The sequence below is a fragment of the Duganella sp. GW821-FHT01E12 genome (assembly GCF_059422325.1).
Genome location: NZ_JBWKWR010000002.1, coordinates 634,021 through 658,900, shown reverse-complemented (window position 1 = coordinate 658,900; position 24,880 = coordinate 634,021). Strand labels below are relative to the sequence as shown.

The 24,880-nt window shown below is 66.8% G+C and carries 19 protein-coding genes; 12 read left to right on the top strand and 7 right to left on the bottom strand.

The window, feature by feature from the left end; all coding sequences use genetic code 11:
- Positions 1 to 53 precede the first annotated feature (53 nt).
- The 7 genes from AC07WS_RS08175 to AC07WS_RS08145 are packed head-to-tail and all read left to right on the top strand — an operon-like array spanning position 54 to position 8,310.
- Entirely contained in the window at positions 54 to 1,769 is a 1,716-nt protein-coding gene (locus tag AC07WS_RS08175; protein WP_494728559.1) for a glycosyl hydrolase family 18 protein, read from the top strand.
- A gap of 3 nt (positions 1,770 to 1,772) precedes the next feature.
- Complete coding sequence (locus AC07WS_RS08170; RefSeq protein ID WP_494728558.1) at positions 1,773 to 2,789, top strand: cupin-like domain-containing protein; 1,017 nt, start codon at positions 1,773 to 1,775, stop codon at positions 2,787 to 2,789.
- Between the two features lie 16 nt (positions 2,790 to 2,805).
- A complete protein-coding gene (locus AC07WS_RS08165) occupies positions 2,806 to 5,166 on the top strand; it encodes a chitinase C-terminal domain-containing protein (RefSeq protein ID WP_494728557.1) in 2,361 nt (786 codons plus the stop codon).
- A gap of 9 nt (positions 5,167 to 5,175) precedes the next feature.
- On the top strand, positions 5,176 to 6,594 hold the full coding sequence (locus tag AC07WS_RS08160) for a glycoside hydrolase family 19 protein (RefSeq protein ID WP_494728556.1): 1,419 nt from the start codon (positions 5,176 to 5,178) through the stop codon (positions 6,592 to 6,594).
- Positions 6,595 to 6,641: 47 nt separating this feature from the next.
- Positions 6,642 to 7,376, top strand: coding sequence for a YoaK family protein (locus AC07WS_RS08155; protein ID WP_494728555.1), 735 nt, complete (start codon positions 6,642 to 6,644; stop codon positions 7,374 to 7,376).
- A 38-nt stretch (positions 7,377 to 7,414) separates the two neighbouring features.
- The gene (locus AC07WS_RS08150; RefSeq protein WP_494728554.1) at positions 7,415 to 7,816 is read left to right on the top strand and encodes a GFA family protein; all 402 of its coding nucleotides are present in this window, start codon (positions 7,415 to 7,417) and stop codon (positions 7,814 to 7,816) included.
- A 5-nt stretch (positions 7,817 to 7,821) separates the two neighbouring features.
- The gene (locus tag AC07WS_RS08145; RefSeq protein WP_494728553.1) at positions 7,822 to 8,310 is read left to right on the top strand and encodes an arsinothricin resistance N-acetyltransferase ArsN1 family B; all 489 of its coding nucleotides are present in this window, start codon (positions 7,822 to 7,824) and stop codon (positions 8,308 to 8,310) included.
- Here AC07WS_RS08145 and AC07WS_RS08140 read toward each other — a convergent pair.
- From AC07WS_RS08140 to AC07WS_RS08130, 3 genes are all read right to left on the bottom strand, one after another.
- Positions 8,307 to 8,546 carry a hypothetical protein gene (locus AC07WS_RS08140; protein WP_494728552.1) on the bottom strand — a complete coding sequence of 80 codons (240 nt, stop codon included), beginning with the start codon at positions 8,544 to 8,546 and terminating at the stop codon, positions 8,307 to 8,309. The genes AC07WS_RS08145 and AC07WS_RS08140 overlap by 4 nt on opposite strands.
- A complete protein-coding gene (locus AC07WS_RS08135) occupies positions 8,534 to 9,127 on the bottom strand; it encodes an RNA polymerase sigma factor (protein ID WP_494728551.1) in 594 nt (197 codons plus the stop codon). Before AC07WS_RS08135 ends, AC07WS_RS08140 begins: the two co-directional genes overlap by 13 nt.
- Positions 9,128 to 9,281: 154 nt before the next feature.
- Positions 9,282 to 12,383 carry a two-component regulator propeller domain-containing protein gene (locus AC07WS_RS08130; RefSeq protein WP_494728550.1) on the bottom strand — a complete coding sequence of 1,034 codons (3,102 nt, stop codon included), beginning with the start codon at positions 12,381 to 12,383 and terminating at the stop codon, positions 9,282 to 9,284.
- A gap of 121 nt (positions 12,384 to 12,504) precedes the next feature.
- Between AC07WS_RS08130 and AC07WS_RS08125 the strand changes: the two genes are divergently transcribed.
- Positions 12,505 to 16,281 carry a hybrid sensor histidine kinase/response regulator gene (locus AC07WS_RS08125; protein ID WP_494728549.1) on the top strand — a complete coding sequence of 1,259 codons (3,777 nt, stop codon included), beginning with the start codon at positions 12,505 to 12,507 and terminating at the stop codon, positions 16,279 to 16,281.
- Here the strand turns inward: AC07WS_RS08125 and AC07WS_RS08120 are convergent.
- From AC07WS_RS08120 to AC07WS_RS08110, 3 genes are all read right to left on the bottom strand, one after another.
- Positions 16,275 to 17,396: a branched-chain amino acid ABC transporter substrate-binding protein gene (locus tag AC07WS_RS08120; protein ID WP_494728548.1), complete on the bottom strand. Its 1,122-nt coding sequence runs from the start codon at positions 17,394 to 17,396 to the stop codon at positions 16,275 to 16,277. The genes AC07WS_RS08125 and AC07WS_RS08120 overlap by 7 nt on opposite strands.
- 133 nt (positions 17,397 to 17,529) lie before the next feature.
- On the bottom strand, positions 17,530 to 18,312 hold the full coding sequence (locus AC07WS_RS08115; protein ID WP_494728547.1) for a substrate-binding periplasmic protein: 783 nt from the start codon (positions 18,310 to 18,312) through the stop codon (positions 17,530 to 17,532).
- 67 nt (positions 18,313 to 18,379) lie between these two features.
- Positions 18,380 to 19,117 carry a hypothetical protein gene (locus tag AC07WS_RS08110; RefSeq protein ID WP_494728546.1) on the bottom strand — a complete coding sequence of 246 codons (738 nt, stop codon included), beginning with the start codon at positions 19,115 to 19,117 and terminating at the stop codon, positions 18,380 to 18,382.
- Positions 19,118 to 19,308: 191 nt separating this feature from the next.
- On the opposite strand from AC07WS_RS08110, the gene AC07WS_RS08105 reads away from it, so the two are divergent.
- The 4 genes from AC07WS_RS08105 (at position 19,309) to AC07WS_RS08090 (ending at position 24,080) form a co-directional block, all read left to right on the top strand.
- On the top strand, positions 19,309 to 19,641 hold the full coding sequence (locus AC07WS_RS08105; RefSeq protein WP_494728545.1) for a hypothetical protein: 333 nt from the start codon (positions 19,309 to 19,311) through the stop codon (positions 19,639 to 19,641).
- A gap of 130 nt (positions 19,642 to 19,771) precedes the next feature.
- Positions 19,772 to 21,445: an MFS transporter gene (locus AC07WS_RS08100; RefSeq protein ID WP_494728544.1), complete on the top strand. Its 1,674-nt coding sequence runs from the start codon at positions 19,772 to 19,774 to the stop codon at positions 21,443 to 21,445.
- 5 nt (positions 21,446 to 21,450) lie between these two features.
- Positions 21,451 to 22,650 carry an HlyD family secretion protein gene (locus AC07WS_RS08095; RefSeq protein WP_494728543.1) on the top strand — a complete coding sequence of 400 codons (1,200 nt, stop codon included), beginning with the start codon at positions 21,451 to 21,453 and terminating at the stop codon, positions 22,648 to 22,650.
- Positions 22,647 to 24,080, top strand: coding sequence for an efflux transporter outer membrane subunit (locus AC07WS_RS08090; protein ID WP_494728542.1), 1,434 nt, complete (start codon positions 22,647 to 22,649; stop codon positions 24,078 to 24,080). The genes AC07WS_RS08095 and AC07WS_RS08090 overlap by 4 nt, the downstream gene beginning before the upstream one ends.
- On the opposite strand, the gene AC07WS_RS08085 is transcribed toward AC07WS_RS08090, so the two are convergent.
- Positions 24,061 to 24,768 carry a hypothetical protein gene (locus AC07WS_RS08085; protein WP_494728541.1) on the bottom strand — a complete coding sequence of 236 codons (708 nt, stop codon included), beginning with the start codon at positions 24,766 to 24,768 and terminating at the stop codon, positions 24,061 to 24,063. The genes AC07WS_RS08090 and AC07WS_RS08085 overlap by 20 nt on opposite strands.
- Between the last annotated feature and the right edge of the window lie 112 nt (positions 24,769 to 24,880).

Genomic DNA, 24,880 nt, shown 5'->3' with positions numbered 1-24,880 from the left:
CATCCTGAAAAAATAATAAAAGCAGAGAGTTACCCACCCAAGGAGGAGATAGCATGGAACGTGCAGTCAAGGGAAATGCGGCCGTACTCGGCCTGATCGCCAGTATGCTGGCGGCTTGCGGCGGGGGCAGCGACAGCCCCGCCACCACCGCACCACAAATGAAATTGCTGGGCGGCGTGCAGACCGCCGACGCCACCGCCGATTGTCCGGCATGGTCGTCCAGCGCGATCTACACGGTCGGCATGTGCGTGACCTACAACGGCTCGACTTACAAGGCCAAGTGGTGGACGCAAAATAATGTGCCGGGCACCGAGGAGTGGGGACCATGGGCGCTGCAGTCCGTGACGCCCACTCCAACGCCGACACCGACACCAACTCCAACCCCGACGCCAACGCCAACGCCTACTCCAACACCAACTCCGACGCCTACGCCCACGCCTACGCCCACGCCCACGCCTACGCCGACGCCGGTCGGCGGCCGTGAGATCGGCTCTTACTTCGCGCAGTGGGGCGTATACGGCCGTGGCTACGAGGTGGCCGACATCCATACCACCAGGACCCCGGTCAACGGCGTGCAGACCAGCATCGCCGACCAGCTCACCTTCATCAACTACGCCTTCGGCAACACCTACGCCCAGAACGGCGGCTACGAATGCGGCATGGTCACCAGCGCAGAAGTGGGCAACGACACGCCGACCTCGCCGGCAGCCGGCACCGGCGGCGACGCCTACGCCGACTATCAACGCCAGCCAGTGCGCACCGTCGACGGCAAGACCGTCGCCTGGGACGCTCCGCTGACCGGCAACTTCCTGCAACTGAAGCTGCTCAAAGCCGCGCACCCGAACCTGAAGGTGTTCATCTCGTTGGGCGGCTGGACCTGGTCGAAGAACTTCTCGGCCGCGGCCAAGACCGACGCGCTGCGCAAGCAGCTGGCCAAGTCCTGCGTGAAGATGTTCATCGCCGGCGACCTGCCGGTGCAGGATGGACGCGGCGGCCCAGGCTCCGCCAAGGGCGTCTTCGACGGCATCGACATCGACTGGGAATATCCGGGCGGCGGCGGCCAGCCGTACAACACCGTCGACGCGGTCAACGACAAGCATAACTTCACGCTGCTGATGGCCGAGTTCCGCGCGCAGCTGGATGCGCAAGGCGCCATCGACGGCAAGCGTTATGCGCTCACGGCCGCCATCGGCGCCGGCAGCGAGAAGATCGCCCAGACGGAACCCAACCTGTACGCGCAGTACATGGACTGGGTCAACCTGATGAGCTACGACTTCCACGGCGCATGGGAAAACACCACCAACTTCCACTCGCCGCTGTACCACGATCCCGCCGATCCGGCCACCGGCGTCCTCGCCAAGTACAACACCAACGACGCCGTGACGGCGCTGGTGGCAGCCGGTATGCCGCGCAATAAGATCCTGCTCGGCGTGCCGTTCTACGGACGCGGATGGAAAGGCGTGGCCGCCGGCCCGAACGCCAACGGCCTGTATCAAACCACCACCGGCGGCGCGGCAGGCACCTACGAAACCGGCATCGACGACTACAAGGTCCTGGTCAACAAGGCCGGCACGCGCTGGTACCATCCGCAGACCAAGCAGCTGTTCCTGTACACCGGCACCGGCGAATGGTGGAGCTACGACGATCCGACCGTGATCGCGACCAAGATGCAGTACATGCGCGACCAGAGCCTGCGCGGCGCCTTCTCGTGGGAGCTGGACGGCGACGCCAGTGGCGCCCTGACCAGCGCCGTCTGGAAGGGACGCTAAGCCATGAAGCGCCATGCCGTTGTCCAAACCATCGGCGTCAGCGATGCATGGCGCAGCTGGATCGCCGAGAACCTGATCCTCGGCAGCCGGCCGGATACACTGGCCGGCATCCTGATCCAGTCCGGCATCGGCGCGCGCGATGCGCACGCGGAGATCGCCGCCGCGCTGCGCAGCCCTTACCTGAAGGGCGTATCGCGTTTGCACAACCGGCTGGCCAAGCGCGACTGGGTGATCGGCATCCAGTCGCAATTGAACCGGCTGGCGCCAACCGAACTTCCGCGACGGGCGCGCCTGTCCGGCGCGGAGTTCCTGGACCAGCACTACCGCCGCAATCTGCCGGTGATCATCACCGGCATGCTGGACGACTGCGCCGCCCGCAGCAAGTGGACGCTCGATTATCTGGGCGAGCAGTTGGGCGAGCGCACGGTGGAGGTGCAATTCGGCCGCAGCGCCGATCCCGATTACGAGATGAACAGCCAGTCGCACAAGCGCCGCATGCGCTTCGGCGAGTACGTGGCGCTGGTGCGCGACAGCGGCCATACCAACGACTTCTACATGACCGCCAATAACGACGGGCAGAATCGCGAGTCGCTGCAGGAGCTGATGGCCGACGCGCCGCCGCTGCCGGAGTATCTGAACGCGGAAGGGCGGGGCTTTTTCTGGTTTGGTCCGGCCGGCACGGTCACGCCGTTCCATCACGACCTGACCAATAACTTCATGATCCAGATCGCGGGGCGCAAGCGCGTGCGGCTGATCGCTCCTTGCGATACGCCTAAGCTGTACAACCAGCGCCACTGTTTCACTCCGGTCGATGGACGCAACATCGATCTGCAGCGCTTTCCGATGATGGCAGACGTGCCGGTCATCGACTGCGTGCTGGAGCCAGGCGAAATCCTGTTCCTGCCCGTCGGTTGGTGGCACTTCGTCGAAGCACTCGATATCACCATCACCATCTCCGCCACCCACTTCAAGTGGGACAACGATTTCTACAGCCGTTACCCGAACAATCACGATTTCTAAAATACGGGAATACAAAATGAGACATAACCTTTTGATGCTGGCGCTGATCGGCAGCGCTGTTGCCGCCTGCGGCGGCGGTTCCGACCCACAAGGCACGACGGCCACCCCCAAGCTGATGGCCGGCATACAGACCGCCGCCGCCGATTGCCCGGCATGGTCGTCCAGCGCGATCTACACGGTCGGCATGTGCGTGACCTACAACGGCTCCACCTACAAAGCCAAGTGGTGGACGCAAAATAATGTGCCGGGCACCGAGGAGTGGGGGCCGTGGGCGCTGCAGTCTGTGACTCCGACACCAACGCCGACACCGACGCCGACACCAACACCAACACCAACGCCAACGCCAACGCCGACGCCGACGCCAACGCCAACGCCGACGCCAACTCCGACACCAACGCCAACGCCAGTCGCGTGCCGTCCTGACGGCCTGACCTCGCCGGTGCCGAACGTGAACTACTGCGGCGTGTACGACGTCAACGGCCGAGAGAAACTGGCCAATGGCCTGAGCCGCCGCATCGTCGGCTACTTCACCAGCTGGCGCACGGGCGCCAACAACACGCCGTCCTACCTGGTCAACAACATCCCGTGGGACAAAATCACCCACGTGAACTACGCCTTCGCCTCGGTGGACGCCAACGCAAAAGTCCAACTGGGCAGCGGCGCCAACAACCCCGACACCGGCATGACCTGGCCGACCATCCCGGCCGCCGCGATGGACCCATCGCTGCCATACAAAGGCCACTTCAACCTGCTGGCGCAGTACAAGAAGCGCTACCCCGGCGTGAAGGTGATGCTGTCGGTAGGCGGCTGGGCCGGCAGCGGCGGCTACTACACCGCCACCACCAACGCCGACGGTTCGCTCAACACCGCCGGCATCAACACGCTGGCCGATTCGATGGTGGCCGTGCTGCGCCAGTACACCTTCTTCGACGGCATCGACATCGACTACGAACACCCGACCACCAACAACGAAGCCGGCAACCCGCTGGACTTCAGCATCTCCAAGCCACGCCTGGCGGGCCTGATGAAGAGCTACAACGTGCTGCTGAAAACCGTGCGCCAGAAGCTCGACACCGCCGCCGTCGCCGACAACAAGTACTACATGCTGACCATCGCCGGCTCCGCGTCGGGCTGGATACTGCGCGGCGAGGAAAACCTCTCCGGTCTGCAGTACCTCGACTACGCCAGCCTGATGTCCTACGACCTGCACGGCGGCTGGAATCAGTACGTCGGCCCCAACGCCGCGCTGTTCGACGACGGCAACGACGCCGAACTCAAAGCCGGCAACGCCTACTCCTACGGCGGCATCGGCTACCTGAACGTCGACTGGGCCTACCGCTACTATCGCGGCGCATTGCAGGCCGGCCGCATCAACATCGGCGTGCCGTACTACACGCGCGGCTGGAAGGATGTCACCGGCGGCAGCAGCGGCTTGTGGGGCACCACTCCGCTGGTGAGCGACACCGTCACCTGCGCCGGCGTCAAAACCTGCGGCACCGGCGCGGTCGGCATCGACAACGTCTGGTACGACCTCGATACCAACGGCAAGCCGGTTCCCGGCGGCGGCAATCCGCTGTGGCACGCGCTCAACCTGCAGAACGCGATCGTGCCGGACTACCTCGATGCCTACGGTGTGACGGAAAAGACCATCACCGGCAGCTACACCGCCAACTACAGCGCAACGATGGCGGCGCCGTGGCTGTGGAACGCCACGCGCAAAGTCTTCATCTCCACCGAGACGGCGCAATCGATGGCCGCCAAGACCCAGTACGTGATCGACAACGCCATCGGCGGCATCATGATCTGGGAACTGGCCGGCGACTACGCCTGGGACGCCAGCAGAAACGGCGGCAAGGGCGAGTACTTCATGGGCTACACGCTGACCACCAACATCTACAACGCCTTCAAGACCGCCAGCCCTTACGGCGCCACGCGGGCGGAATCGGCGATGCCGGCCAGCAGCGCGAAGGTCAGCATCTCGCTGGGTGGCTGGGCGCTCGGCGACAGCAACTACCCGATCAACCCCGTGATGACGGTGACGAACAACACCACCGTTACCATTCCGGGCGGCTCGGTGGTGGAATTCGACTATCCGGTGTCGGCGCCCGCCAACATAAGCGATCAATCGGGCTACGGGCTGGTGGTGACCAAGGCCGGCTACACGGGGCCGAACAACATCGGCGGCTTCAAGGCCAACTTCAACCACGCCAAGTTCACCATCCCATCGTGGCAGTCGCTGGCGCCGGGGGCCTCGGTGTCGCTGACGCTGAACTACTCGCTGCCGATCTCGGGGCCGTCCGCCTACGTGGTCACGGTCAACGGCGTGCGCTATGCCTTGAGCGACGAGTATCCCGGCCTGCCGGTCGCGCTGAAATAAGGAGACGCGATGAAACCAGTTCACAGCATCGCTGTGCTGAGCGCCTTGCTGCTGGCCGCCTGCGGCGGCGGCAGCGGCGGGCAGGCCGACAGCAGCGCTCCGCGCGTACTCTCCGGCGGCATCAGCACGGCCGCCGCCACCGCCTGCCCGGCATGGACCGCGACGGCGGTCTACACCGCCGGCATGTGCGCCATCTACCAGAGCAAACAGTACGAGGCCAAATGGTGGGTGCAGGGCACCGCGCCCAATCCGGCCGATACGTGGGGGCCGTGGAAGTACATCGGCGACGCCACCGATCCGACGCCGTCCGATCCCGGCACGCCGCAACCGGGCGGCGTGCCGACCAAGGCGCAGGCCGAGGCGCGCGAGGCGCAGCTCACCGACAACGATTTCTTCCGCACGGTGAAGGCGTCGATCCGCACGCTGGACAACGCGGCGGTGGAAGCCGTATCGCCCGGCGCCGCCGCCAATCCGGCCAACGTCAGGCGGGTGGAGCGTTTGCTCTCGTCGGCCAAGTGGGATTACTACTTCGGCATCCGTGAGCCCAGCTACACGTACGGGCGCTTCCTGCAGGCGGTGGCCAAGTTCCCGGCGGTCTGCGGCGACTACACCGACGGTCGCGATGCGGACGCCATCTGCCGCCACTCGCTGGCGACGATGTTCGCCCACTTCGCGCAGGAGACGGGCGACCACAACGCCAGCCTGCCGTTGCCGCAATGGCGCCAGGGCCTGAAGTACCTGCGCGAGATGGGCTGCGACGAGACGGGCTCCAACTGCGGCTACAACGTCGAGTGCTCGGACCCGGTGTTCAACACCGTCTGGACCTGCGGTAAAAACGCCGACGGCAGTTTCAAGAAGTACTACGGGCGTGGCGCCAAGCAGCTCTCGTACAACTACAACTACGGCCCGTTCTCGCAGGTGATGTACAACGGCGATCAGTCGGTGCTGCTGAAAAATCCCGACCTGGTGGCGTCGACCTGGCTCAATCTGGCCTCGGCGACGTTCTTCTTCGTCTACCCGCAGCCGCCCAAGCCGTCGATGCTGCATGTGCTGGACGGGACCTGGGTGCCGAATGCTGCGGACAAGGCGGCCGGCGCGGGCAACAACTTCGCCACCACCATCATGATCATCAACGCCGAATGCGGTACCGGCACCGAGAAGGCGGCGGCGCAGAACCGCATCGACTACTACAAGCAGTTCGCGGCGGACCTGGGCTGGAACATCGGCAGCGAGCAGCTGTCCTGCGCGACGATGCAGCGCTTCAGCGGTTCCAGTTCGGCGGCCTACAACATCTACTGGGAGAAGAACTGGAGCAGCGGCGGCGACTACCAATGCCAGTTGGTCAATTATCAAACGCCGTACAGCGCTCTAATCCCCGGAAACTACACCAAATGCGTGGAGAAGAACTGGGGAATAACGCTCAAGTGAGGTGATGGCATACAATGGACAGGCCGACAGCAACAAGGAGGCCTTCCATGCCTATGCACTACCTGCGAGCGATGACAAGCCCGCAACGCACCGATATCAGCAACCGCCGCCTTGGCCGTTCGCTGGCCTTTGTGGCCGGCGCGGTCAACGCCGGCGGCTTTTTCGCGGTGGGACAATACACCTCGCACATGACGGGCATCGTCTCGTCGGTGGCGGACAACGCCGCGCTGGGCGAGGTGGGACTGGTGCTGGCGGGTGTGGCGTCGCTGCTGGCGTTCCTGCTTGGCGCGGCCACGTCGGCGATCCTGATCAACTGGGGCAGGCGGCGCGGCGCGCATAGCCTGTACGCGCTGCCGCTGATCGTGGAGGCCGCGCTGCTGCTGTGTTTCGGCCTGATGGGCGCACGGCTCGACGCTTCCGGCCAGGTGTCCGCCATCGTGGCCTTGCTGTGTTTTGTGATGGGACTGCAGAACGCCATCGTCACCAAAGTGTCGCGCTCCGAGATCCGCACCACCCATGTCACCGGCCTGGTGACCGACATCGGCATCGAACTGGGTAAACTGTTTTACTGGAATGATAACGCCATGTCCGGCAGGGTGCTGGCCGACCGCGGCAAGCTGCGGCTACTGGGCTCCCTGCTGGGGATGTTCCTGCTGGGCGGCCTGGCCGGCGCCTTCGGTTTCAAATACCTGGGCTACATCGTCACGGTGCCGCTGGCGGTGGCGCTGCTGTCGCTGGCCATCATCCCCGTGTTCGACGACCTGCTGCAGGCGAAGAGCTGAAAACCCGTCTATACTTTGCCGCAAGGAGAATTCACCAGATGATGAGGACTTACCACGGCAGCTGCCATTGCGGCGCGGTGCGCTTCGAGGCGGATGTCGACCTGGCGCACGGCACGCTGCGCTGCAATTGTTCGTTCTGCCTGAAGATACGCTGCTGGACGGTGATGGCCAAGCCGGAGGCCTTCCGCCTGCTGGCCGGCGAGGCCGAGATGAACGTCTACCAGTTCGGCGCGAAGAACGAGCATCACTACTTCTGCAAGCACTGCGGCGTGCGTCCCTACGGCGTCGGCAACTCGCCGCGCCACGGCGTGTTCTACGGCCTGAACGTCGCCAGCCTCGATGGCGTCGGCGACGAGGACTTCGCCAACGCGCCCATCACCTACGTCGACGGCCGCACCGACAACTGGATCTCGCCACCCACCGAAACCCGCTATCTTTGAATCCGATGATACGACCCGCCATACCGGACGATGCATCAGCCATCGTCGCCATCTACAACCACTACATCGCCACCACCACCATCAGCTTCGAAGAGCATGCGGTCACGCCGGAAGACATGGCGGGCCGCATCCGCGACGTCACCGCGCATCTGCCCTGGCTGGTGTATGAGCGCGACGGCGAAGTGCTCGGCTACGCCTACGCCGCCAAATGGCGCGCCCGCAGCGCCTACCGCTTTGCCGCCGAGACCAGCGTCTACGTGGCGTTCGGGCAGGGCGGCAAGGGGATAGGATCGGCGCTGTACAGGGCGTTGCTGGAGGAGCTGCGGGCGCGCGAGATCCACATGGCCATAGGCGGCATCGCCCAGCCCAACGAAGCCAGCGTGGCGCTGCACGAAAGCCTGGGCTTCGAGAAGGTGGCCCACTTCAAGCAGGTAGGCCGCAAGTTTGATCGCTGGATCGATGTCGGCTACTGGGAGCTGCGGCTGTCAGACTAGAGCGCCTTCTCCGGCGTCAATGCCCGTTGTGTTTCCACCTCCGGTACACCACTCTTTGGTGCAGTAAGACCGGCACGGGCAACTTCCTCTTTCGCAGCCTGCAGAATACGCAATCCATCTGCCTTCACCGCTGCTGGGTCAAGGTCGTCCAATATTTGATCGTCCGGTATCGAAATCAGCTCCTTCGCCAAGGTATCGATGAGGATTTCGAACTCGTCGTTTATTATCTTTTCCATGATTTGCTCCGGTCAGGGTCCAGCATCGCTAGTCTGCGTAGAAGTCGTTTTCGAACTGCATCGTACTTTTTCTCGTCCCACCCGAGCTCTTCGCACGCTTCTGTCCCGCGAATTCCATCCGCCCACTCGACGGCCAATAGTTCCAAGTCCTTATCGCCCCCAAGAGATGCATAGAGGGCTGCGATTTGCTGCCTGCCAGATATTTCGTCTTCTGGCGTTACCGTCATTGTGCCGTGAGCGAGAGGCGTCTTGTCGTCCACATCGACTTCCGACGGATCCACAACCACATTTGCATCGACGGGGCTTAGTTCATTGCGTTTGCGCGCATTGCTGGCAATACTGTGCATGACCGTTTTGAGTATCACCAGCGGGTGTATGCCGCGAGGCCAGACTCGCGTACTTGCAAGTAGTTTGCAAAGGGCCTCCTGCAACAAGTCGTCCGCCGTCAAACCGGTCAATCCGGAGCAAAATACGGACGCAATAATCTTGGCACGCTGCCAGTCGGCCGGTTGAAAGGCCGTGAGGGCAGCCTCTACCTCAGCCTTGGTCAAGCGGTCATCGGATTTTGATGTGGCAGACATAGGCGGGTTTACTCCTAAGACTCCCCAACAGCTTGCGGTGGACGTTGTGCCCTAAATTTTTTCTCAACAGGGAGTGTAGCAGGCAGGTTAACAGAAAAATCCACAGCGATATCAGCAGATAAATCAAACTATCCGGGTTGTTCTTCCTTAAAGTTTAGGCCACTCTTGCTTCGGCGCCTTCCGGTGCCAATACGCTGCGGTTGCCGCCTTCCGAGCGGGCCAAGTACAGGGCCTGGTCTGCCGTCAGTATCAGGTCTTCGGTGGTGCCGTCCTGCGTCGCCGGTAGCGATGCGACGCCGATGCTGGCGCTGATAGTGCCCGACCTGGCTTTCAAGTTCGGCAGGTTCAACGCGGCGAGCGCCGCCTCCATGCGGCGCGCGATCTGCATCGCCTCGTCGCCGCCGGTGGCGGGGGCGAGGAAGGCGAATTGCTCGGCGCCGTAGCGCGCCACCAGGTCGCCGGCGCGCTGCACGGCGCCGCTCAGCGCATGCGCCGCCAGCCGCAGGGCTTCGTCGGCGGCCTGCTGGCCGTAGTGTTCGCGGTAGGCCGCCAGTTGGTCGATCTCCACCAGTCCGATCGCCATCGGCTTCTTGTCGCGCGCCGCGCGCCGCCATTCGCGCGCCAGCTGGTCGTCGAAGCAGCGGCGGTTGGCGATGCCGGTCAGGTTGTCGGTGGCAGACAGGTTGGCCAGCTTGTGCTGCGCGATCCGCAGCGCTTCGGTGCGCTCCCGCAGCTGCGCCTCCAGCGTCTGCGCCCGCGCGCTCAGTCGCCGCACCGCCCAGCGGAACAGCAGCAACAGCAGCACCACTGCCAGCGCCGCCACGGCGCTGCGCGCCCACCAGGTTTCCCACACCGGCGGCGTGATGGTGATCGGCAGGACGATTTCGTCGCGGCTGGCCACGCCCTTGTTGTTGCTGCCCTGGAGATGGAAGCGGTATTTGCCCGGCGCCAGATTGGTGTAGGTCGCCACAGGATGGGCGGCGTCGGCCTGCACCGGCTGCGTGTCGAAGCCTTCCAGCCAGTAGGAATAAGCGTTCCTGCGCGGTTCGGCGAAATGCAGCGCGGCGAATTCGATCGAGATGGTGTTGGCGATCCATGGCAGGGTCAGTGAGCGCGGCTGCGTCACACCGCCTTCCAGTACCACGTCCTGCGGCGGGTTCTTGCCGCCCAAGGAGCGATTGAGCACGCGGATGTCGGTGATCGCCAGCTGCGGCGGGCGCGAGGCGCTGCTGTGGATGGTCGGGTTGACGGCGGTGACGCCGCTGCTGCTTCCGAAGTACAGGAAGCCGTTGCCGCTGTTGGCGGCGGAGTCCATGTAGAAGCCTTCGGTCAGGCCGTCCTCCACCGAGTATTCGGTGACGGTGCCGGAGACCGGATCGATCTTGCTCAGGCCCGCCGCCGTGGTCACCCAGATCATGCCGTTTTTATCCGAGCGTATCGCTTCGATCAGGCGCGTACCCAGTTCGCCTTTTTCCTGGATGCGGGTGATGCCGAAGGCGCCGTCCTTGCCGGCCACCACGTGGTTCAAGCCCTTGGAGGTGCCGACCCACATGCTGCCGTCGGCATCCTGGTGCAGGCTGCTGACACGGTCGCTGCTCAGGCTTGCCGGCTTGTTCGGATCGAAGCGGAAGTGGCGGAATTTGCCGCTGGCCGGATCGAACATATCGAGCCCGCCGCCGCGATAGAACTCGCCGCTCCATACGCGGCCGGCGCTGTCCTCCACCACCGTGGTGGCGCCGTTGACGCTGCGGCTGTCCGGGTTCTTGTCGTCGTGCGCGTAGCTCTCGACCGCGCCGCTGGCCGGATCGTAGCGCAGCATGGCGGTGCCGGTGCCCAGCCACAGCACGCCGCCGCGCCCCGGCGCGATGGTGTTGATGAAGTCCGTGGTCTTGCTGCCGAAGTGGATCACCTTGAACGGCGCGTCCGGTTGGTCCAGCCGGTTCAGGCCTTCCGACGTGCCCACCCACAGCACGCCGTCCGGCGCCTGGTAGGTGCTGTAGATGACGTTGGAACTGAGCGCGCCAGCGCGGTTCGGCGCGGCGCTCCAGGTGCGCACCATGGCGCGCGTGGCCGGATCGAACAGCGCCAGGCCGTCGTCCAGCGCGAGCCACAGCTGGTTGTTGGCGGCCGCGCCCACGCTGCGCACGAAATTGCTGGACTTGACGAAGTCGGGATCGATGTCGCGCGGGACGAAACGCTCGAAGCCGTGGTAGCCAAGGTTGGCGCGGCTGACGCCATCGGTCAGCGAGCCTACCCACAAGGTGCCGCTGCGGTCGCGCATGGTGGTGTTGATGGCGTCGCTGTTGAGGCTATGCGCGTCTTCCGCGCGGTGGCGGTAGCTCTGGAACTGGCGCCGCTCGCGGTCCCAGCGCAGCAGGCCGCTGGTGCGGGTGCTGATCCACAGGTCGCCGGCGCGGTCCTCGTCGATGTCGGTCACGCGCTTGGCCTGCACCGTCAGCGCCTCGCGCCGCTCCCATGGCTGGCCGGACTTCCATGTCACCAGGCCGTCGGCCGATCCTATCCACAGCGTGGCGGCGCTGTCGAAGTACAGCGCGCGCACGTCGTTGGCCTTGGGGTTGGGATGTTCCGGGTCGTCGACGCGGAAGTGCTGGAAGCCGGTGGCGCCGGGCGCCAGGTAATCCAGGCCGCCCGGCCAGGTGGCGGCCCAGACGCCGCCCTTGTTGTCGACGGCGACGGCGTTGACGTCGTTGTACAGCAGGCTGTCCGGCCTGGCCTCGTCGTGCCGGTAGGCGGTGAAGCTGCCCTGGCGCGGGTCGAAGTGGTGCAGGCCGCCCCATGTCGCCACCCACATGCCGCCCTTGTAGTCTGAGACGATGCGGCGCACGATGCGCGCGTTGTTCGGGCCACCGGCGGGCACGTAGCGGGTGAAGTTGTTGGCCACCGGGTCGAAGCGCGCCAGGCCTTCGTCGGTGCCTATCCACAGCCTGCCGGTTTCGTCTTCGTACAGCGAGGTGACGCGCCCGCCCGGCAGGCTATGCGGGTCGGCCGGGTCGTTCATGTAGCGCACCTGCTTATGGCCGTCGTGGCGGAACAAGCCGCCCTCGATGGTGCCGATCCAGACGAAGCCCTGCCGGTCCTGCAGCATGGCGAGGATGGCGCGGCTGTCGGCGCCCAGCGAATCGACCGCGGTGAAGGCCAGCGGGCGCGGCGCCGCCGGCGCCGGCGCGGCATGCAGGCAGGCCAGCGCGCCGCACAGCAGCAGGCGTAGGAGAGGGCGTAGGGACGTGCGCGGCATTCGTGGACCTTGGTATTTTGGCTAGCCAAGTAAAGCACAGAATCGGCCGCCGTGGAAGCATTGGGCGCCAACAGTTTTCCGCTATAATCCCTTGACAAATCAATATGCTACGCAAGGCGCCATGGACGGATCTTCAGACGGAGTACCCCAACAACCGGCGCCGCTGCCGGCCCGCGCGCGCCTGCGCACATGGCGCGCGGCGTGGGGCGGGCTGCGCCAGCGCGGCCTGCCGGGCCGCCAGGCCACGCGCTGGGCCGCGCTGGCGCTGCTGCTGGCCGGCGCCGCGGTGCTGGTCCAGCGCCAGCTGGTGTTCCAGCAGCACGGCCGCGACCTGAAGGCGGCGGCCGACGACATCGCGCGCCAGATCCAGATCGACAGTACCGACGGCCGCGTGATGGGCGGCGCGATTCTCATGGGCCTGGTGGAGGACAGCGTCAAGCTGCTGCTGTCGGGCGAGCTGGCGGCGGACGCCTATCGCCTGCACGTGGACTTCGCCGCCGTCCTCGATCAATACAGCGCCGACACCGTGTTCGTGCTCAATGGCGACGGCACCACCGTCGCTTACCTGAACAAGGAGGGCAAGGCCATCGGCGTGGGCCGCAGCCTGCGCTACCGCCCGTACAGCCGGCGCGCGCTGGCGGGGCAGGCCAACGTCTACGCCGCCATCGGCAGCAATTCGCACGAGCGCGGGCTGTATTTCGCGGCGCCGGTCTACAGCGGCAATTCGCGCGACACGCCCATCGCCGGCGTCTACACCATCAAGATGCCGGCCGGGGAGATCGACCGCATCCTCGCCCGCAGCAAGGACCCGGTGCTGCTGCTGTCGCCGGACGGCCTGGTGTTCGCCACCAACCGCAACGAGTGGCTGTTCATGCAGTCCGGGAAGGCCGCGCCGGCGCGCATCGCCCAGCTGGAAAAGGAAAAGCAGTTCGGCGAGCTGTTCGCCGGCGCCGGCCCGCTGCAGCTGCCGTTCGAGCCGGTCGGCAAACACGCCGAAATACAGGGCCGCACGCACGCGCTGGCCGCCACCGAATTGAACTGGCCGGACGATGGCGGCGCCTGGCGCGTGGTGGTCATGCAGGACAAGGGCGAGTGGCTGCCGCTGTGGAACCAGCTGGCGCTGGCCGCCGGCTGCATCGCCGCCGTCTGGCTGTGCGCGATGGTGGTGACGGGCCGCACCCGCGCCGCCGAAAGCGCGCGCCGTCTGCGCTTCGAGAACGAGCGCCGCATGCGCGAGATCACCAACAACCTGCCGGTGGCCGTGTACCAGTTCCAGATGGACGCGGCGGGCCAGCCGCGCTTCCGCTTCATGAGCCCCGCCATCACCGCCATCACCGGCCTGCAGGCGAGCGACGTGCTGGAGGACGGCGCCATGCTGTTCGCGCTGCTCGATCCCGACGGCCGCGCGGGCCTGCTGGCGCAGATCGCCGACAGCGCGCGCCAGCACTGGTCCATCCACCGCCGCGTGGAGTTCGGCGCGCAGGGCCTGGTGGCGGCGCGCTGGGTCGACATCCACTGCACCTGCGTGCACCAGCACGCGGGCGAGGAGGTGTGGAACGGCTACCTGGCCGACGTGACGGCCGAGCACACGGCGGCGCAGACGCTCAGCGCCGCCAAGCAGACCGCCGAGGAGGCGACGCGCAGCAAGTCGCTGTTCCTGGCGAACATGAGCCACGAGATCCGCACGCCGATGAACGCCATCATCGGCATGAGCCACCTGGCGCTCAAGACCGGCCTGACGCCGCGCCAGCACGACTACGTGCAGAAGATCCAGCGCGCCGGCCAGCACCTGCTGGGCATCATCAACGACATCCTGGACTTTTCCAAGATCGAGGCCGACAAGCTGCAGGTGGAGAACCAGCCGTTCGAGCTCGATCAGCTGCTGGAGAACCTGGCCACGCTGATCGGCGAGAAGGTCAACGCCAAGGGCCTGGAGCTGGTGTTCGACGTGGCGCCCGACGTGCCCACCGCGCTGGTGGGCGACGCGCTGCGGCTGGGCCAGATCCTGATCAACTACGCCAACAACGCCGTCAAGTTCACCGAGCGGGGCGAGGTGGCGGTGACGGTGCGCGTGCGCAGCCAGGACCAGCACCGCGTGCTGCTGCACTTCGCTGTGCGCGACACCGGCATCGGCTTGAGCGAGGCGCAGATGCGCCAGCTGTTCCAGAGCTTCCAGCAGGCCGACGCCTCCACCACGCGCAAATACGGCGGCACCGGCCTGGGGCTGGCGATCTCCAAGAAACTGGCGCAGCTGATGGGCGGGGAGGTCGGCGTCGACAGCGAATTGGGCCAGGGCTCGACGTTCTGGTTCACCGCGCGGCTGGACATCGGCCAGGACGCGCGCCCCTCGCTGCTGCCGTCGCCGGACCTGCGCGGCAGCCGCCTGCTGGTGGTGGACGACAACGACAGCGCGCGCGGCGTGATCGCCGAACTGCTGCTGGGCATGCGCTTCGACGTGCGGGCGGCGGCGTCCGGCGCCGAGGCGGTGGCCATCGTGCGCGATGCCGCCGCCGCCGGCGAGCCGCTGGCCGTGGTGCTGCTGGACTGGCAGATGCCGGGCATGAGCGGCATCGAGACCGCCGCCGCCATCAGGGCGCTGGCGCTGCCCGAGCCGCCGCGCCTAATGATGGTGACGGCCTACGGACGCGAGGAAGTGCAGCAGCAGGCGCGCGGCGCCGGCATCGACGATGTGCTGATCAAGCCGGTCAACGCCTCGGTGCTGCTCAACACCCTGATACGCCTGCTGGGCGGCGAGGTGGACGACAGCGCGCTGGCGCGTCCGGCGCCGGCCGACACGCTGGCCGCGCTGGCGACCCTGCGCGGCGCGCGCGTGCTGCTGGCCGAGGACAATGAACTGAACCAGCAGGTGGCGTCGGAGCTGCTGCACGACGCCGGCCTGGTGGTGGACATCGCCAACAACGGCGTGGAGGCGGTGGCGATGGCGCAGCGCGGCCAGTACGACATCGTGCTGATGGACATGCAGATGCCGGAGATGGACGGCGTGGAAGCGACCCGCGCGCTGCGCGCCTTGCCGGCGCTGGACGGATTGCCGGTGGTGGCGATGACGGCCAACGCCATGCAGGCCGACCGCGAGCTGTGCACGCAGGCCGGCATGGTGGACTTTGTGATCAAGCCGATCGAGCCGGACGACCTGTGGCGCGCGCTGCTGCGCTGGATACCGCCGCGCCACGCGCTGCCGGCGCAGGACGCGGCCGGCCACGGCGTGGAAGCCGGCCGCGCTGCGCACGCCGCGCCGGAGGACGGCTTCCCGCAGGAGATACCGGGCCTGGACATGGTGTCCGGCCTGCGCCGCGTGCTGGGCAAGCGTCCGCGCTACCTGGCCATGCTGCGCGGCTTCGTCGCCAACCAGGCCGGCGCCGTGCGGCAGATCTCCGCGCTGCTGGCGGCCGGCGACCGTGCCGGCGCCGAGCGCGGCGCGCACACGCTCAAGGGATTGGCCGGCAATATCGGCGCCAGCGCCTTGCAGCTGCTGGCCGGCGAAGCCGAACATGCGTTGTCGCCTTCAGCGGTGGGGGAGGGCGGCGCCGCCGCGCTGGCCGAACGCCTGGCGCCGCAGCTGGCGCAGCTGGAATCGGTGCTGGCCGGGCAGGTGGCTGCCATCGTCGCGTGCCTGCCGGCGCAAGCCGAACTGGCGGCGGTGGAGGTCGATCCCGAACAGCGCGACGCCGTGGTGCGCGAACTGGGCGAACTGCTGGCCGACGACGACGCCCGCGCCGAACGGCTGCTGGTGGAGCATGGCGCGCTGCTGGCCGCCGCCTTCCCCCGGCACTACCGCAAGCTGGAACAGGCGGTCGGCGATTTCGACATGGAGCAGGCGCTGGAAATCCTGAACGGCGCCGTCGCCGCCATCAAGGGCGACGGCGCGCTGCATCAGTAGGTGGTCAGCGGAACCGGCTGGCCGCCCTTGAAGTGGAAGATGGTGACCGGCGACTGCTTCATGTCGCCGCGCTGGTCGAACGAGTAGGTGCCCGCCACGCCCGTGTACGAACCGGCGCTGATGGCGGCGCCCACTTTCTGCGGATCGATCGAGTTCACCTTCTGCATCGTCTGCGCGTACATCATGGCCGCATCGTAGTAGGCCGCCGCGTAGACGTCGGGGTCCTGCTTGAAGCGCGCCTTGTACCTGGCCTTGAAGGCCGGGCCGCTGGCCAACTTGTCAAGACTGGCGCCGCCCTGCGGACACAGGACGTTCTCGCCGACGGCGTCGCCACCGAGCTTGCCCATCTCCGCGGTGCAGATGGTGTCGCCGCCCAGCAGCTTGGCGTTGATGCCCAGCTGTTTCATCTGGCGCGCCATCGGTGCGCCCTGCGGCGCGTAGCCGCCGAAGAAGATCGCCTCGACCTTCTTGGTTTTCAGCTTGGTCAGGATGGAGCTGAAGTCGAATGACTTATCGGTGGTGAACTCGTGGCCGGCCACGGTCATGCCGGCGGCCTTGGCCTGCTTCTTGAACTCCTCGGCCAGCCCCTGGCCGAAGGCGGTGCGGTCGTCGATCACGGCCACGGTCTTCAGTTTCAGTTCATTGGCCGCGTACAGCGCCATCTTGCTGCCCAGCTGCGAGTCGCTGGCGTTCACGCGGAACAGGCCCTTGTAGCCTTGCTGCGTGAGCTTGGGATTGGTGGCGACGGTGGCGATCAACACGCCGGCGTCGTTGTAGGCGCGCGAGGCGGGGATGGCCACGCCCGAGTTGTACGGCCCGACCACGTACTTGACGCCCTGGTCGATCAGCTTCTGGGCCGCCGCCATGCCGGCTTTCGGATCGCCCTGGTCGTCCTCCGATTGCAGTTCGAACTTGAGCTTCTTGCCGGCCACGGTGATCGGCTTGGCGTTCAGTTCCTCGACCGCCAGGCGCGCGCCGTTCTCGTTGTCCTTGCCCGAAAACGCCTGGGCGCCGGACAGCGGGCCGCTATGGCCGATCTTGACCAGGGTGTCCTGGGCGTGGGCGCCGGCGGCGCCCAGCAGTGCGACGGCGGCTGCAATATGCTTCAATTTCATGCGATCTCCTGAGGTTATGTTGTAAGGCGATGGCAAGATTATCGCCAAAAACGCAAAATATTATCGCGTGACTTGCGCTTGCGAATGGCCTGTTTTGCGGCATATCGCCTTTCGAACCGGCTGCGGCCGAAATTTAATTCGGTGCGTGCTGGCGCCCGCCGTGCTCCCCGCGCTGCTGGATGCGCGCCAGCGCGGCGTTGATGCGGTCGATGATGCCGTCGTCGCGGTCGCGGGCGATGGCGAAAAACTGGCCGCTGTCGGTGGCCAGGGGCTTGGGCAGCACGCTGAAGCCGGCGTTGGCGGCGCCGCCGATGGCCGGCAGGCGCGAGGCCATGAAGGCGCGGATGCTGTTCTCCAGGTCTTTGGCGGTCAGGCCGTCGGGCTGGAACAGCAGCACCGCGTCCACCCGCTTGAGCATCAGGCGGGTCAGGCGCGTGCCGCGCGAGGAGATGTCGTCGTCGGTGCGGAACAGCGTGCCGCGCGCCGCGTCGAAGGCGGGGCCGTAGTTGTAGCCGCGCACCGTGCTGATGGTCTTGCCGCGCAGGTCCTCAAGGCCGTTGAAGGGGAAGGTGGCGTCGCTGCGGGTGACCACCCACAGGCTGTTGTGGGTCGCGGCGTCGGAGTAGCGCAGCGCGCGCAGGCGGTCTGCGGTTTTCGGCAGGCCGAACACCAGGCCCTCGCCGTCGAGCGCGTGGCGTTCGGCGCGCGCCCACGGATAGGTGCGCGGCGCGAAGGTCACGCCCAGCTCCTGCGCCACGGCGTCGAGCACTTTGCGCTTGACCGCCGGCATGGGGCGCGGCTTGCCCCGTTCGTCGAGCGTATCGCCGATCAGCAGCGGCACCACCGGCGCGGCCGCGGCGTGCGACAGCGCGGCGCACGACAGCGCGGCGGCGAGCAGTTTTGCGGTGATCTTCAATCGCTTCATCGGCAACAAGACAGTGGGTGTCGGACGATTATTGCATGGTTCGCGCGACGCCCGGCAATTATGATTTGTGGTCGCTGGCGCGCGCGCGGGCGGTGGCGGCCACCGCCGGCACGCGCGGGATGGCGCTGCCCGCCGGTTGCGCGGTAGGGTTGCCGATGCCGGCGATGTCGTTGATGCGGTAGGCGGCGATGGCGGCGGCCAGCGCCGGGTTGGCGCGCAGCGGATCGGTCTGCTGCGCGAGGGCCAGCTGTTCGGCGAAATCCGTCGCCACGGCGCCGAAGTTGCCGAGCGTGGTTTGCAGGGTGGCGGCGGTCGCCAGCTGGTCGGCGTGGAAGGCCGTCTGCAACTGGCTATCGTCGAGCGACAGGTTGTCGTGCGCGTCCGGCGGCAAGGTCGATTGCAGGGACAGGCCGATCTGCGCCAGGTCCTGCGCCACCGCCGGCGGCTGCAGGCTTTGCACCAGTGTGCCGAGCAGCGTTGGTTCTGTTGGTTGCGTTTGGCCGCTATCGGTGGCGGGCAGCAGGTTGAAGGCGTCGACCACGTTGCGCGTGCGGTCGCTCAGGGCCACGTCGCTGCCCGGCGGCGCGGCGCCCCGGGCGATGGCCGCTTGCAGCTGGGTCAGGTGCTGTTGGGTTTGCGACACCGCCAGCAGGAAGCTGGCCACCGGCGATAAATCGACCGTGACCGCGGCGGGCGCGGGCGCGTCGGTGGCCGAGCCGGCAGCCGCCACCAGATCGGCGTCCAGCGGCCCCACGGGCGTCACGTTGCCGACCTGCGTGGATGAAATGGGAAACATGCCGCTCTCCAGGACTGTATTGTGAACCCAGCATGCGCTATCCGGCCGCTGCCGTCCGTGTGCCAGTTCACATAGCGGAACGATGGCCGCATCCGTTGTCTTCTTTTGTTCGTTTCCGCACGGTTAAGCCGGGGCGATGGGCCTATCGTTGTCCTGGCAACGCCACCATACACCCGAGAGAGGATAACATCATGGACAACAGCACAGACAGCAGCATCGCCCAGATCGGCAACAACTTCCGCGCCGACGCGCACGCGGCCATCGACAAGGTGGCCGACAAGGTGCCGCCGGCCGCCGAGCGCGTGGCCAAGAGCGCCCACAGCGGCGTGAACCAGGTGGCCGACGCGGTGGAAACGGCGTCCGGCCGGCTGGCCGCGCGCGGCAAGCAAGTGAGCGCCAGTTGCAAGGCGCTGGCCGAATCGGGCCGCGGGCGCGTGCGCGCCAACCCGGCCATTTCCGTCCTGCTGGCCGCGGCAGCCGGCTATGGCATCTCCCGGTTGCTGAGTTCGCGCAGCGGCAAGTAAGGCCGGGCCGGCGCCTGCCGGCCTCTTCCTTTTGACCATGCTGACGGATATTCAACTATTGCTTACATAGTGATATGCTCGGTCCTATGCTGTCTAAGTCCCCTTAAAATAGCACCAGGATCGGTTGAGCATGGACGTGTACGCCCCTCAGGTATGGCTTCCGCACGAGCGTCCCACCTTGCCGGGATCGCCGTCGACCCCGCTGCACACGGCCGAGCGCCGGCTGGCCTTCCTGGTGATCGGCTTCATCGTCGCCGTCACCGGCGGCCTGGGGAACGCGCTGGTGTCGGTCAACCTGCCTTACCTGCAAGGTTCGCTGGGCGTCTACTCGGCCGAGATCCAGTGGCTGCCGGCCGCCTACGTGATGGCCAATGTGTCGATGAACCTGCTGCTGGTGAAGTTCCGCCAGCAGTACGGTCTGCGCCTGTTCACCGAATTGTTCCTGGTGCTGTACGCGCTGGCCACCGTGGCCCACCTGTTCGTGCACGGCCTGGCGTCCGCCATCGCGGTGCGCGCGGCGCACGGCATGAGCGGCGCGGCGCTGACCACCCTCGGCCTGTACTACACGCTGCAGGCTTTTCCTGCCCAGCACCGGCTCAAGGCCGTGGTGTTCGGCATCGGCTTCTCGCAGCTGGCGCTGCCGATGGCGCGGCTGTTCTCGTCGGAGCTGATGGAGTTCGGCGAATGGCGCGGCCTGTACTTCTTCGAGCTGGGACTGGCCCTGTTGTCGCTGGCCTGCGTGCTGGCGCTCAAGCTGCCGCCGGGCGACCGCGTCAAGGCCTTCGAGAAAATGGACTTCCTCACCTTCGGCCTGTTCGCGCCGGGCGTGGCCCTGCTGTCGGCGGTGCTGGCGCTGGGCCGCACCGTGTGGTGGTTCGAATCGCGCTGGCTGGGCCTGTGCCTGGCCGGCGCCATCGTGCTGATCGCCGCCGCGCTGCTGGTCGAGCATAACCGCGCGCGCCCGCTGCTCAACACGCGCTGGCTCAGCAACGGCAACATCGCGCGGCTGGCGCTGTCGGTGCTCTTGATCCGCGTGGTGCAGTCGGAGGCCAATGGCACCGTGGGCTTCCTGCAGGCGTTGGGCCTGAACAACGACCAGATGCAGGTGCTGTGGATCGTCGTCATGGTCGGCACGGTGGCCGGGCTGGTGGCCAGCGCGCTGACCATCACGCCGGCGCGCATCCCGCTGCAGCTGATGTTTTCGCTGGCGGTGATGGCGGCCGGCGCCTACATGGATTCGGACGCCACCAACCTGACCCGGCCCGCCGACCTGTATGTGAGCCAGTTCCTGCTGGCCTTCGGCGGCGCCTTCTTCATCGGGCCGACGTTTGTGTCGGGCTTCGGCGCGGTGATCGCGGCGCCGAATAACCTGGTCAGCTTCTCGGTCATGTTCAGCATCACGCAGACGCTGGGCAGCCTGCTTGGTTCGGCGCTGGTCGGCACCTTCCAGGTGCTGCGCGAGAAATTCCACTCCAGCATGCTGGTCGAGCATCTGACGCTGCTCGATCCGATGGTGGCGGCGCGCATCCAGAGCGGCGGCGCCAGCGTGGGCGCGGGCCTGGCCGATCCCGCCGCGCGCGGCGCCACCGGCATTGCGGCGCTGGGCGCGGCGGCCACGCGCGAGGCCAACATCCTGGCCTACAACGATGTCTTCCTGATGATTACCCTGGTGGCGCTGCTGACACTGGCCTGGATGCTGGGCCGCTATCTGTGGACGGTGTGCGTGGTCTGCCCCGGCAGCCCCGCGCACAACGCGCAGACCGGCATGGCCAACGTCTCCCTCAACAATTCCGGATCGCGCTGAACTACATGGCTAACACTACTCCCGACAATACCTCCTCCTCCGAAACCCGCGTCGCCGCGGTGGCCGCTGCCGCAGCGGCGGCCGCCGTCGCAGCAGCGGCGCCCACCGCGCCGGCGCCCGACCGGCGCGCGCAGATCCTGTCGGCGATCGCGTTTTCGTTCGTGGCGCTGGTCGGGGTGCTGATCGTGCTGTATGCCTGGCGGCTGCCGCCGTTCAGCAGCGCCATCGTCTCCACCGAGAACGCGCTGGTGCGCGGCCAGGTCACGCTGATCGGCACCCAGCTGCCCGGCTATGTGGTGGACGTGCGGGTGCAGGATTTCCAGCAGGTGAAGCAGGGCGATTTGCTGGTGCTGATCGACGACCGCATCTACCAGCAGCGCTACGAACAGGCGCAGGCGCAGCTGGCGGCGCAGAAGGCGGCGCTGGCCAACTGGGAGCAGGCGCGCCGCACGGCGGAGGCGGGCGTGGCGCTGAACCAGGCCACCGTCGCCAACGCGGAAGCGCAGGCCGCCAAGGCGGTGGCCGATTTGAGCCGCGTGAATTCGCTGGCGGCCGACGGCTCGCTGTCGGTACGCGAACAGGATTCGTCCAAGGCCGCCAAGGTGCAGACGGCGGCCGCGGTGTCGCAGGCGCGCGCCAGTCTGGATATCGCGAAGCAGCAGGTGCAGACGGTGGTGGTGAACAAGCTGTCGCTGGAGGCGGCGGTGGCCAATGCGACGGCCGCGCTGAAGGCGGCCAAGGTGGACCTGGATAACACGCGCATCACGGCGCCGGAGGACGGGCAGCTGGGGCAGGTCACGGTGCGCAAGGGCGCCTACGTCAACACCGGCGCGCAGTTGATGGGATTGGTGCCGCGCCAGCTGTGGGTGATCGCCAATCTGAAGGAGACGCAGATGAATGGCGTGCAGGTCGGCCAGAGCGCCACCTTCAAGGTCGATGCGCTGGACGGCGCGCTGCTGACCGGGCAGGTGGAGCGGATCTCGCCGGCCACGGGCTCCGAGTTCAGCGTGCTGCCGGCCGATAACGCGACCGGCAACTACGTCAAGATCGCGCAGCGTATCCCGGTGCGCATCCGCATCGATCCGGGCCAGGCCAAGGCGCGCCGGCTGGCGCCGGGGATGTCGGTGGTGGTCAGCATCGACACGTCGGCGGTGCTGGACGACGCCGGCGCCGCCCCGGCCAAGCATGCGGGAGTCAAGCCATGAGGGAGCGCGTTGTGATGGCGCGGGCATTGGCCATGGCGCTGGCGCTGGCCGGCTGCGCCGCCAAGGCGCCACCGCCACCCGCATCGTCCTTGCAGACGCCGGCCGCCTGGCGCACCGCCGCCGAAGTGGGGCAGGGCGCCGCCGTCGAAGCCCAATGGTGGCAAGCCTTCGGCGATCCGGCGTTGAGCGCGCTGGTGGCCGCCGCGCTGGAACACAACGGCGACCTGCGCATCGCGCGTGCCCGCGTGGCGCAGTACCGCGCGCTGGTGGGCGTGGCCGCCGCCGGCCAGAAGCCCAACGTCATCGTCGACACCGCGCCGACCCGCACGCGCCAGCTGGCCTACAACGGCGTCCCCTACGTCACCAACGTCTACCAGGCCGAGTTCCAGGCCAGCTATGAAGTCGACGTGTGGGGCAGGCTGGCAGCGCTGACCGACGCCGCCACCGCCACCTATCAGGCGGAGCAGGCCAACGCCGATGCCGCCGCGTTGTCGATCGCCGCCACCGTGGCCTCGGGCTACCTGAACCTGCGCGGCCTGGACGCGCAACTGGCGCTGACCGAAGCCACGCTGACGCTGCGCGAGGAATCGCGCGACCTGGCCAAGCGCCAGTTCGACGTCGGCTACAGCTCGCGGCTGGAGTGGCTGCAGGCGCAGGCCGAATACCAGACCACCGCCGAACAGGTGCCGCAGCTCAAGCGCGCCATCTTCGAGCAGGAGAACGCGCTGGCCATACTCACCGGCGGCAATCCCGGCCCGGTCGCGCGCGGGCTGGAGCTGGCGCAACTGGCCGCGCCGCCCGTGCCGGCCGGGCTGCCGTCCGAACTGCTGCGGCGCCGGCCGGACATCGCGCGCGCCGAATTGAACCTGGTGGCCGCCAACGCCAACCTGGCCGCCACGCGCGATCAGCTGCTGCCATCGTTCAAGCTGACGATGGTGGGCGGCGTGCAAAACCTGAAGTGGCACGATTTCGTCAACGCCCCGACGGCGCTGTGGCGCCTGACCGGCGCGGTGGCGGCGCCGGTGTTCGAGGGCGACCGCGTGCAGCACCAGACCGACGCCGCGGCGGCGCAGCGCGATCAGTCGGCGTACGCTTACGAGAACGCCGTGCGCACCGCCTTCGCCGAAACCGACAACAGCCTGGGAGCGTTGGCGCGCCTGAAGGAACAGGCGGTGCAGAACGACGCGCGCCGCGCCACGGCGGCCGAAACGCTGCGCATCGCGCACAACCGCTATCGCAACGGCTACGCTTCGTATCTGGAGGAGCTGGATGCCCAGCGCACGCTGTACAACGCCGACGTCGGCCGCCTGCAGCTGAAGACGCGCATGCTGGTGGCGTCGGTGGATCTGTACCGCGCCATGGGCGGCGGCTGGACCGCCATATCCCCGGCGCCTGCGCCCCGGCGCGGACTCAATATTCCAGATCGATGATGCTGTCGTCGTCCCAATCCGAGTCGCCCAGCGGCGGCAGGAAGGTGCGCTTGTCCACGCTGACGAACAATGGCTTGCTGCGGTCGCCGGATGAAATCCTGGCGCCGCTGAGTGGCTTGCTGGCGTCGAAGAAGACTGCGATTTTGGTGGATTTGCATGGCCCGCCGACCAGTCGGAACGTGTTGCGGATCAGGAAGGGAATGTCGTCGTACTCCACGGCCCAGATGATCCCGCACTCCAGCCTCAGATCGCCCAGGCGGCGTTGTTGCGGCGCCAGACCGGGCGTGCGGATGTAGGGACGCCAGAGCACCACATTTTTTTTCTGATTCAGAACCAGCTCCGCGTTGTCCCGGGCAGCCGCCGGGTCGTTCGGCAGGTCGAAGACGCCGTCCTGGGTCACGGGGATGGCGACCGAGGCGTTGTCGCTGGTCAGGCGCAAGGTCACTCCGTCGAGCGATGCCGCCGGATTGACCGGGCGCAGTATGAAATGCAGGTCGGCCTGCGGCGCCAGGCGGTGGTTGTCCTGGAACGCGTCGAGGCCCTTGAGCATGGTGCGGTAGGGCTTCCAGTCTGGATCCTTGGTTCCCCGTACTTCGACCGCCGGCGTTCCGGATTCCTGCGCCGGGATTTCGGCCGAGACGAGCAGCAACGCGAAGCAGCCGAGGGTGATGGATTTGATCTTATGCATCATGCGTTGAGGGGAGAAGATTGCAGGATTTCTTTTTCCAGCATGTTTTCAGGGCGCCCGGCGACATGCCGCCGGAGGAATCCCTCAGAGCGGCACTGATGAAATTGGAAGT

What these genes read in the sequence shown, in the direction of transcription:
- AC07WS_RS08120 (WP_494728548.1), bottom strand. Translation starts at nt 17,396, where the DNA reads ATGAAATTGAAGCATATTGCAGCCGCCGTCGCACTGCTGGGCGCCGCC.
- AC07WS_RS08085 (WP_494728541.1), bottom strand. Translation starts at nt 24,768, where the DNA reads ATGCATAAGATCAAATCCATCACCCTCGGCTGCTTCGCGTTGCTGCTC.
- AC07WS_RS08155 (WP_494728555.1), top strand. Translation starts at nt 6,642, where the DNA reads ATGCCTATGCACTACCTGCGAGCGATGACAAGCCCGCAACGCACCGAT.
- AC07WS_RS08125 (WP_494728549.1), top strand. Translation starts at nt 12,505, where the DNA reads ATGGACGGATCTTCAGACGGAGTACCCCAACAACCGGCGCCGCTGCCG.
- AC07WS_RS08135 (WP_494728551.1), bottom strand. Translation starts at nt 9,127, where the DNA reads ATGTCTGCCACATCAAAATCCGATGACCGCTTGACCAAGGCTGAGGTA.
- AC07WS_RS08105 (WP_494728545.1), top strand. Translation starts at nt 19,309, where the DNA reads ATGGACAACAGCACAGACAGCAGCATCGCCCAGATCGGCAACAACTTC.
- AC07WS_RS08095 (WP_494728543.1), top strand. Translation starts at nt 21,451, where the DNA reads ATGGCTAACACTACTCCCGACAATACCTCCTCCTCCGAAACCCGCGTC.
- AC07WS_RS08140 (WP_494728552.1), bottom strand. Translation starts at nt 8,546, where the DNA reads ATGGAAAAGATAATAAACGACGAGTTCGAAATCCTCATCGATACCTTG.
- AC07WS_RS08100 (WP_494728544.1), top strand. Translation starts at nt 19,772, where the DNA reads ATGGACGTGTACGCCCCTCAGGTATGGCTTCCGCACGAGCGTCCCACC.
- AC07WS_RS08130 (WP_494728550.1), bottom strand. Translation starts at nt 12,383, where the DNA reads ATGCCGCGCACGTCCCTACGCCCTCTCCTACGCCTGCTGCTGTGCGGC.
- AC07WS_RS08170 (WP_494728558.1), top strand. Translation starts at nt 1,773, where the DNA reads ATGAAGCGCCATGCCGTTGTCCAAACCATCGGCGTCAGCGATGCATGG.
- AC07WS_RS08175 (WP_494728559.1), top strand. Translation starts at nt 54, where the DNA reads ATGGAACGTGCAGTCAAGGGAAATGCGGCCGTACTCGGCCTGATCGCC.
- AC07WS_RS08145 (WP_494728553.1), top strand. Translation starts at nt 7,822, where the DNA reads ATGATACGACCCGCCATACCGGACGATGCATCAGCCATCGTCGCCATC.
- AC07WS_RS08150 (WP_494728554.1), top strand. Translation starts at nt 7,415, where the DNA reads ATGATGAGGACTTACCACGGCAGCTGCCATTGCGGCGCGGTGCGCTTC.
- AC07WS_RS08160 (WP_494728556.1), top strand. Translation starts at nt 5,176, where the DNA reads ATGAAACCAGTTCACAGCATCGCTGTGCTGAGCGCCTTGCTGCTGGCC.
- AC07WS_RS08090 (WP_494728542.1), top strand. Translation starts at nt 22,647, where the DNA reads ATGAGGGAGCGCGTTGTGATGGCGCGGGCATTGGCCATGGCGCTGGCG.
- AC07WS_RS08165 (WP_494728557.1), top strand. Translation starts at nt 2,806, where the DNA reads ATGAGACATAACCTTTTGATGCTGGCGCTGATCGGCAGCGCTGTTGCC.
- AC07WS_RS08110 (WP_494728546.1), bottom strand. Translation starts at nt 19,117, where the DNA reads ATGTTTCCCATTTCATCCACGCAGGTCGGCAACGTGACGCCCGTGGGG.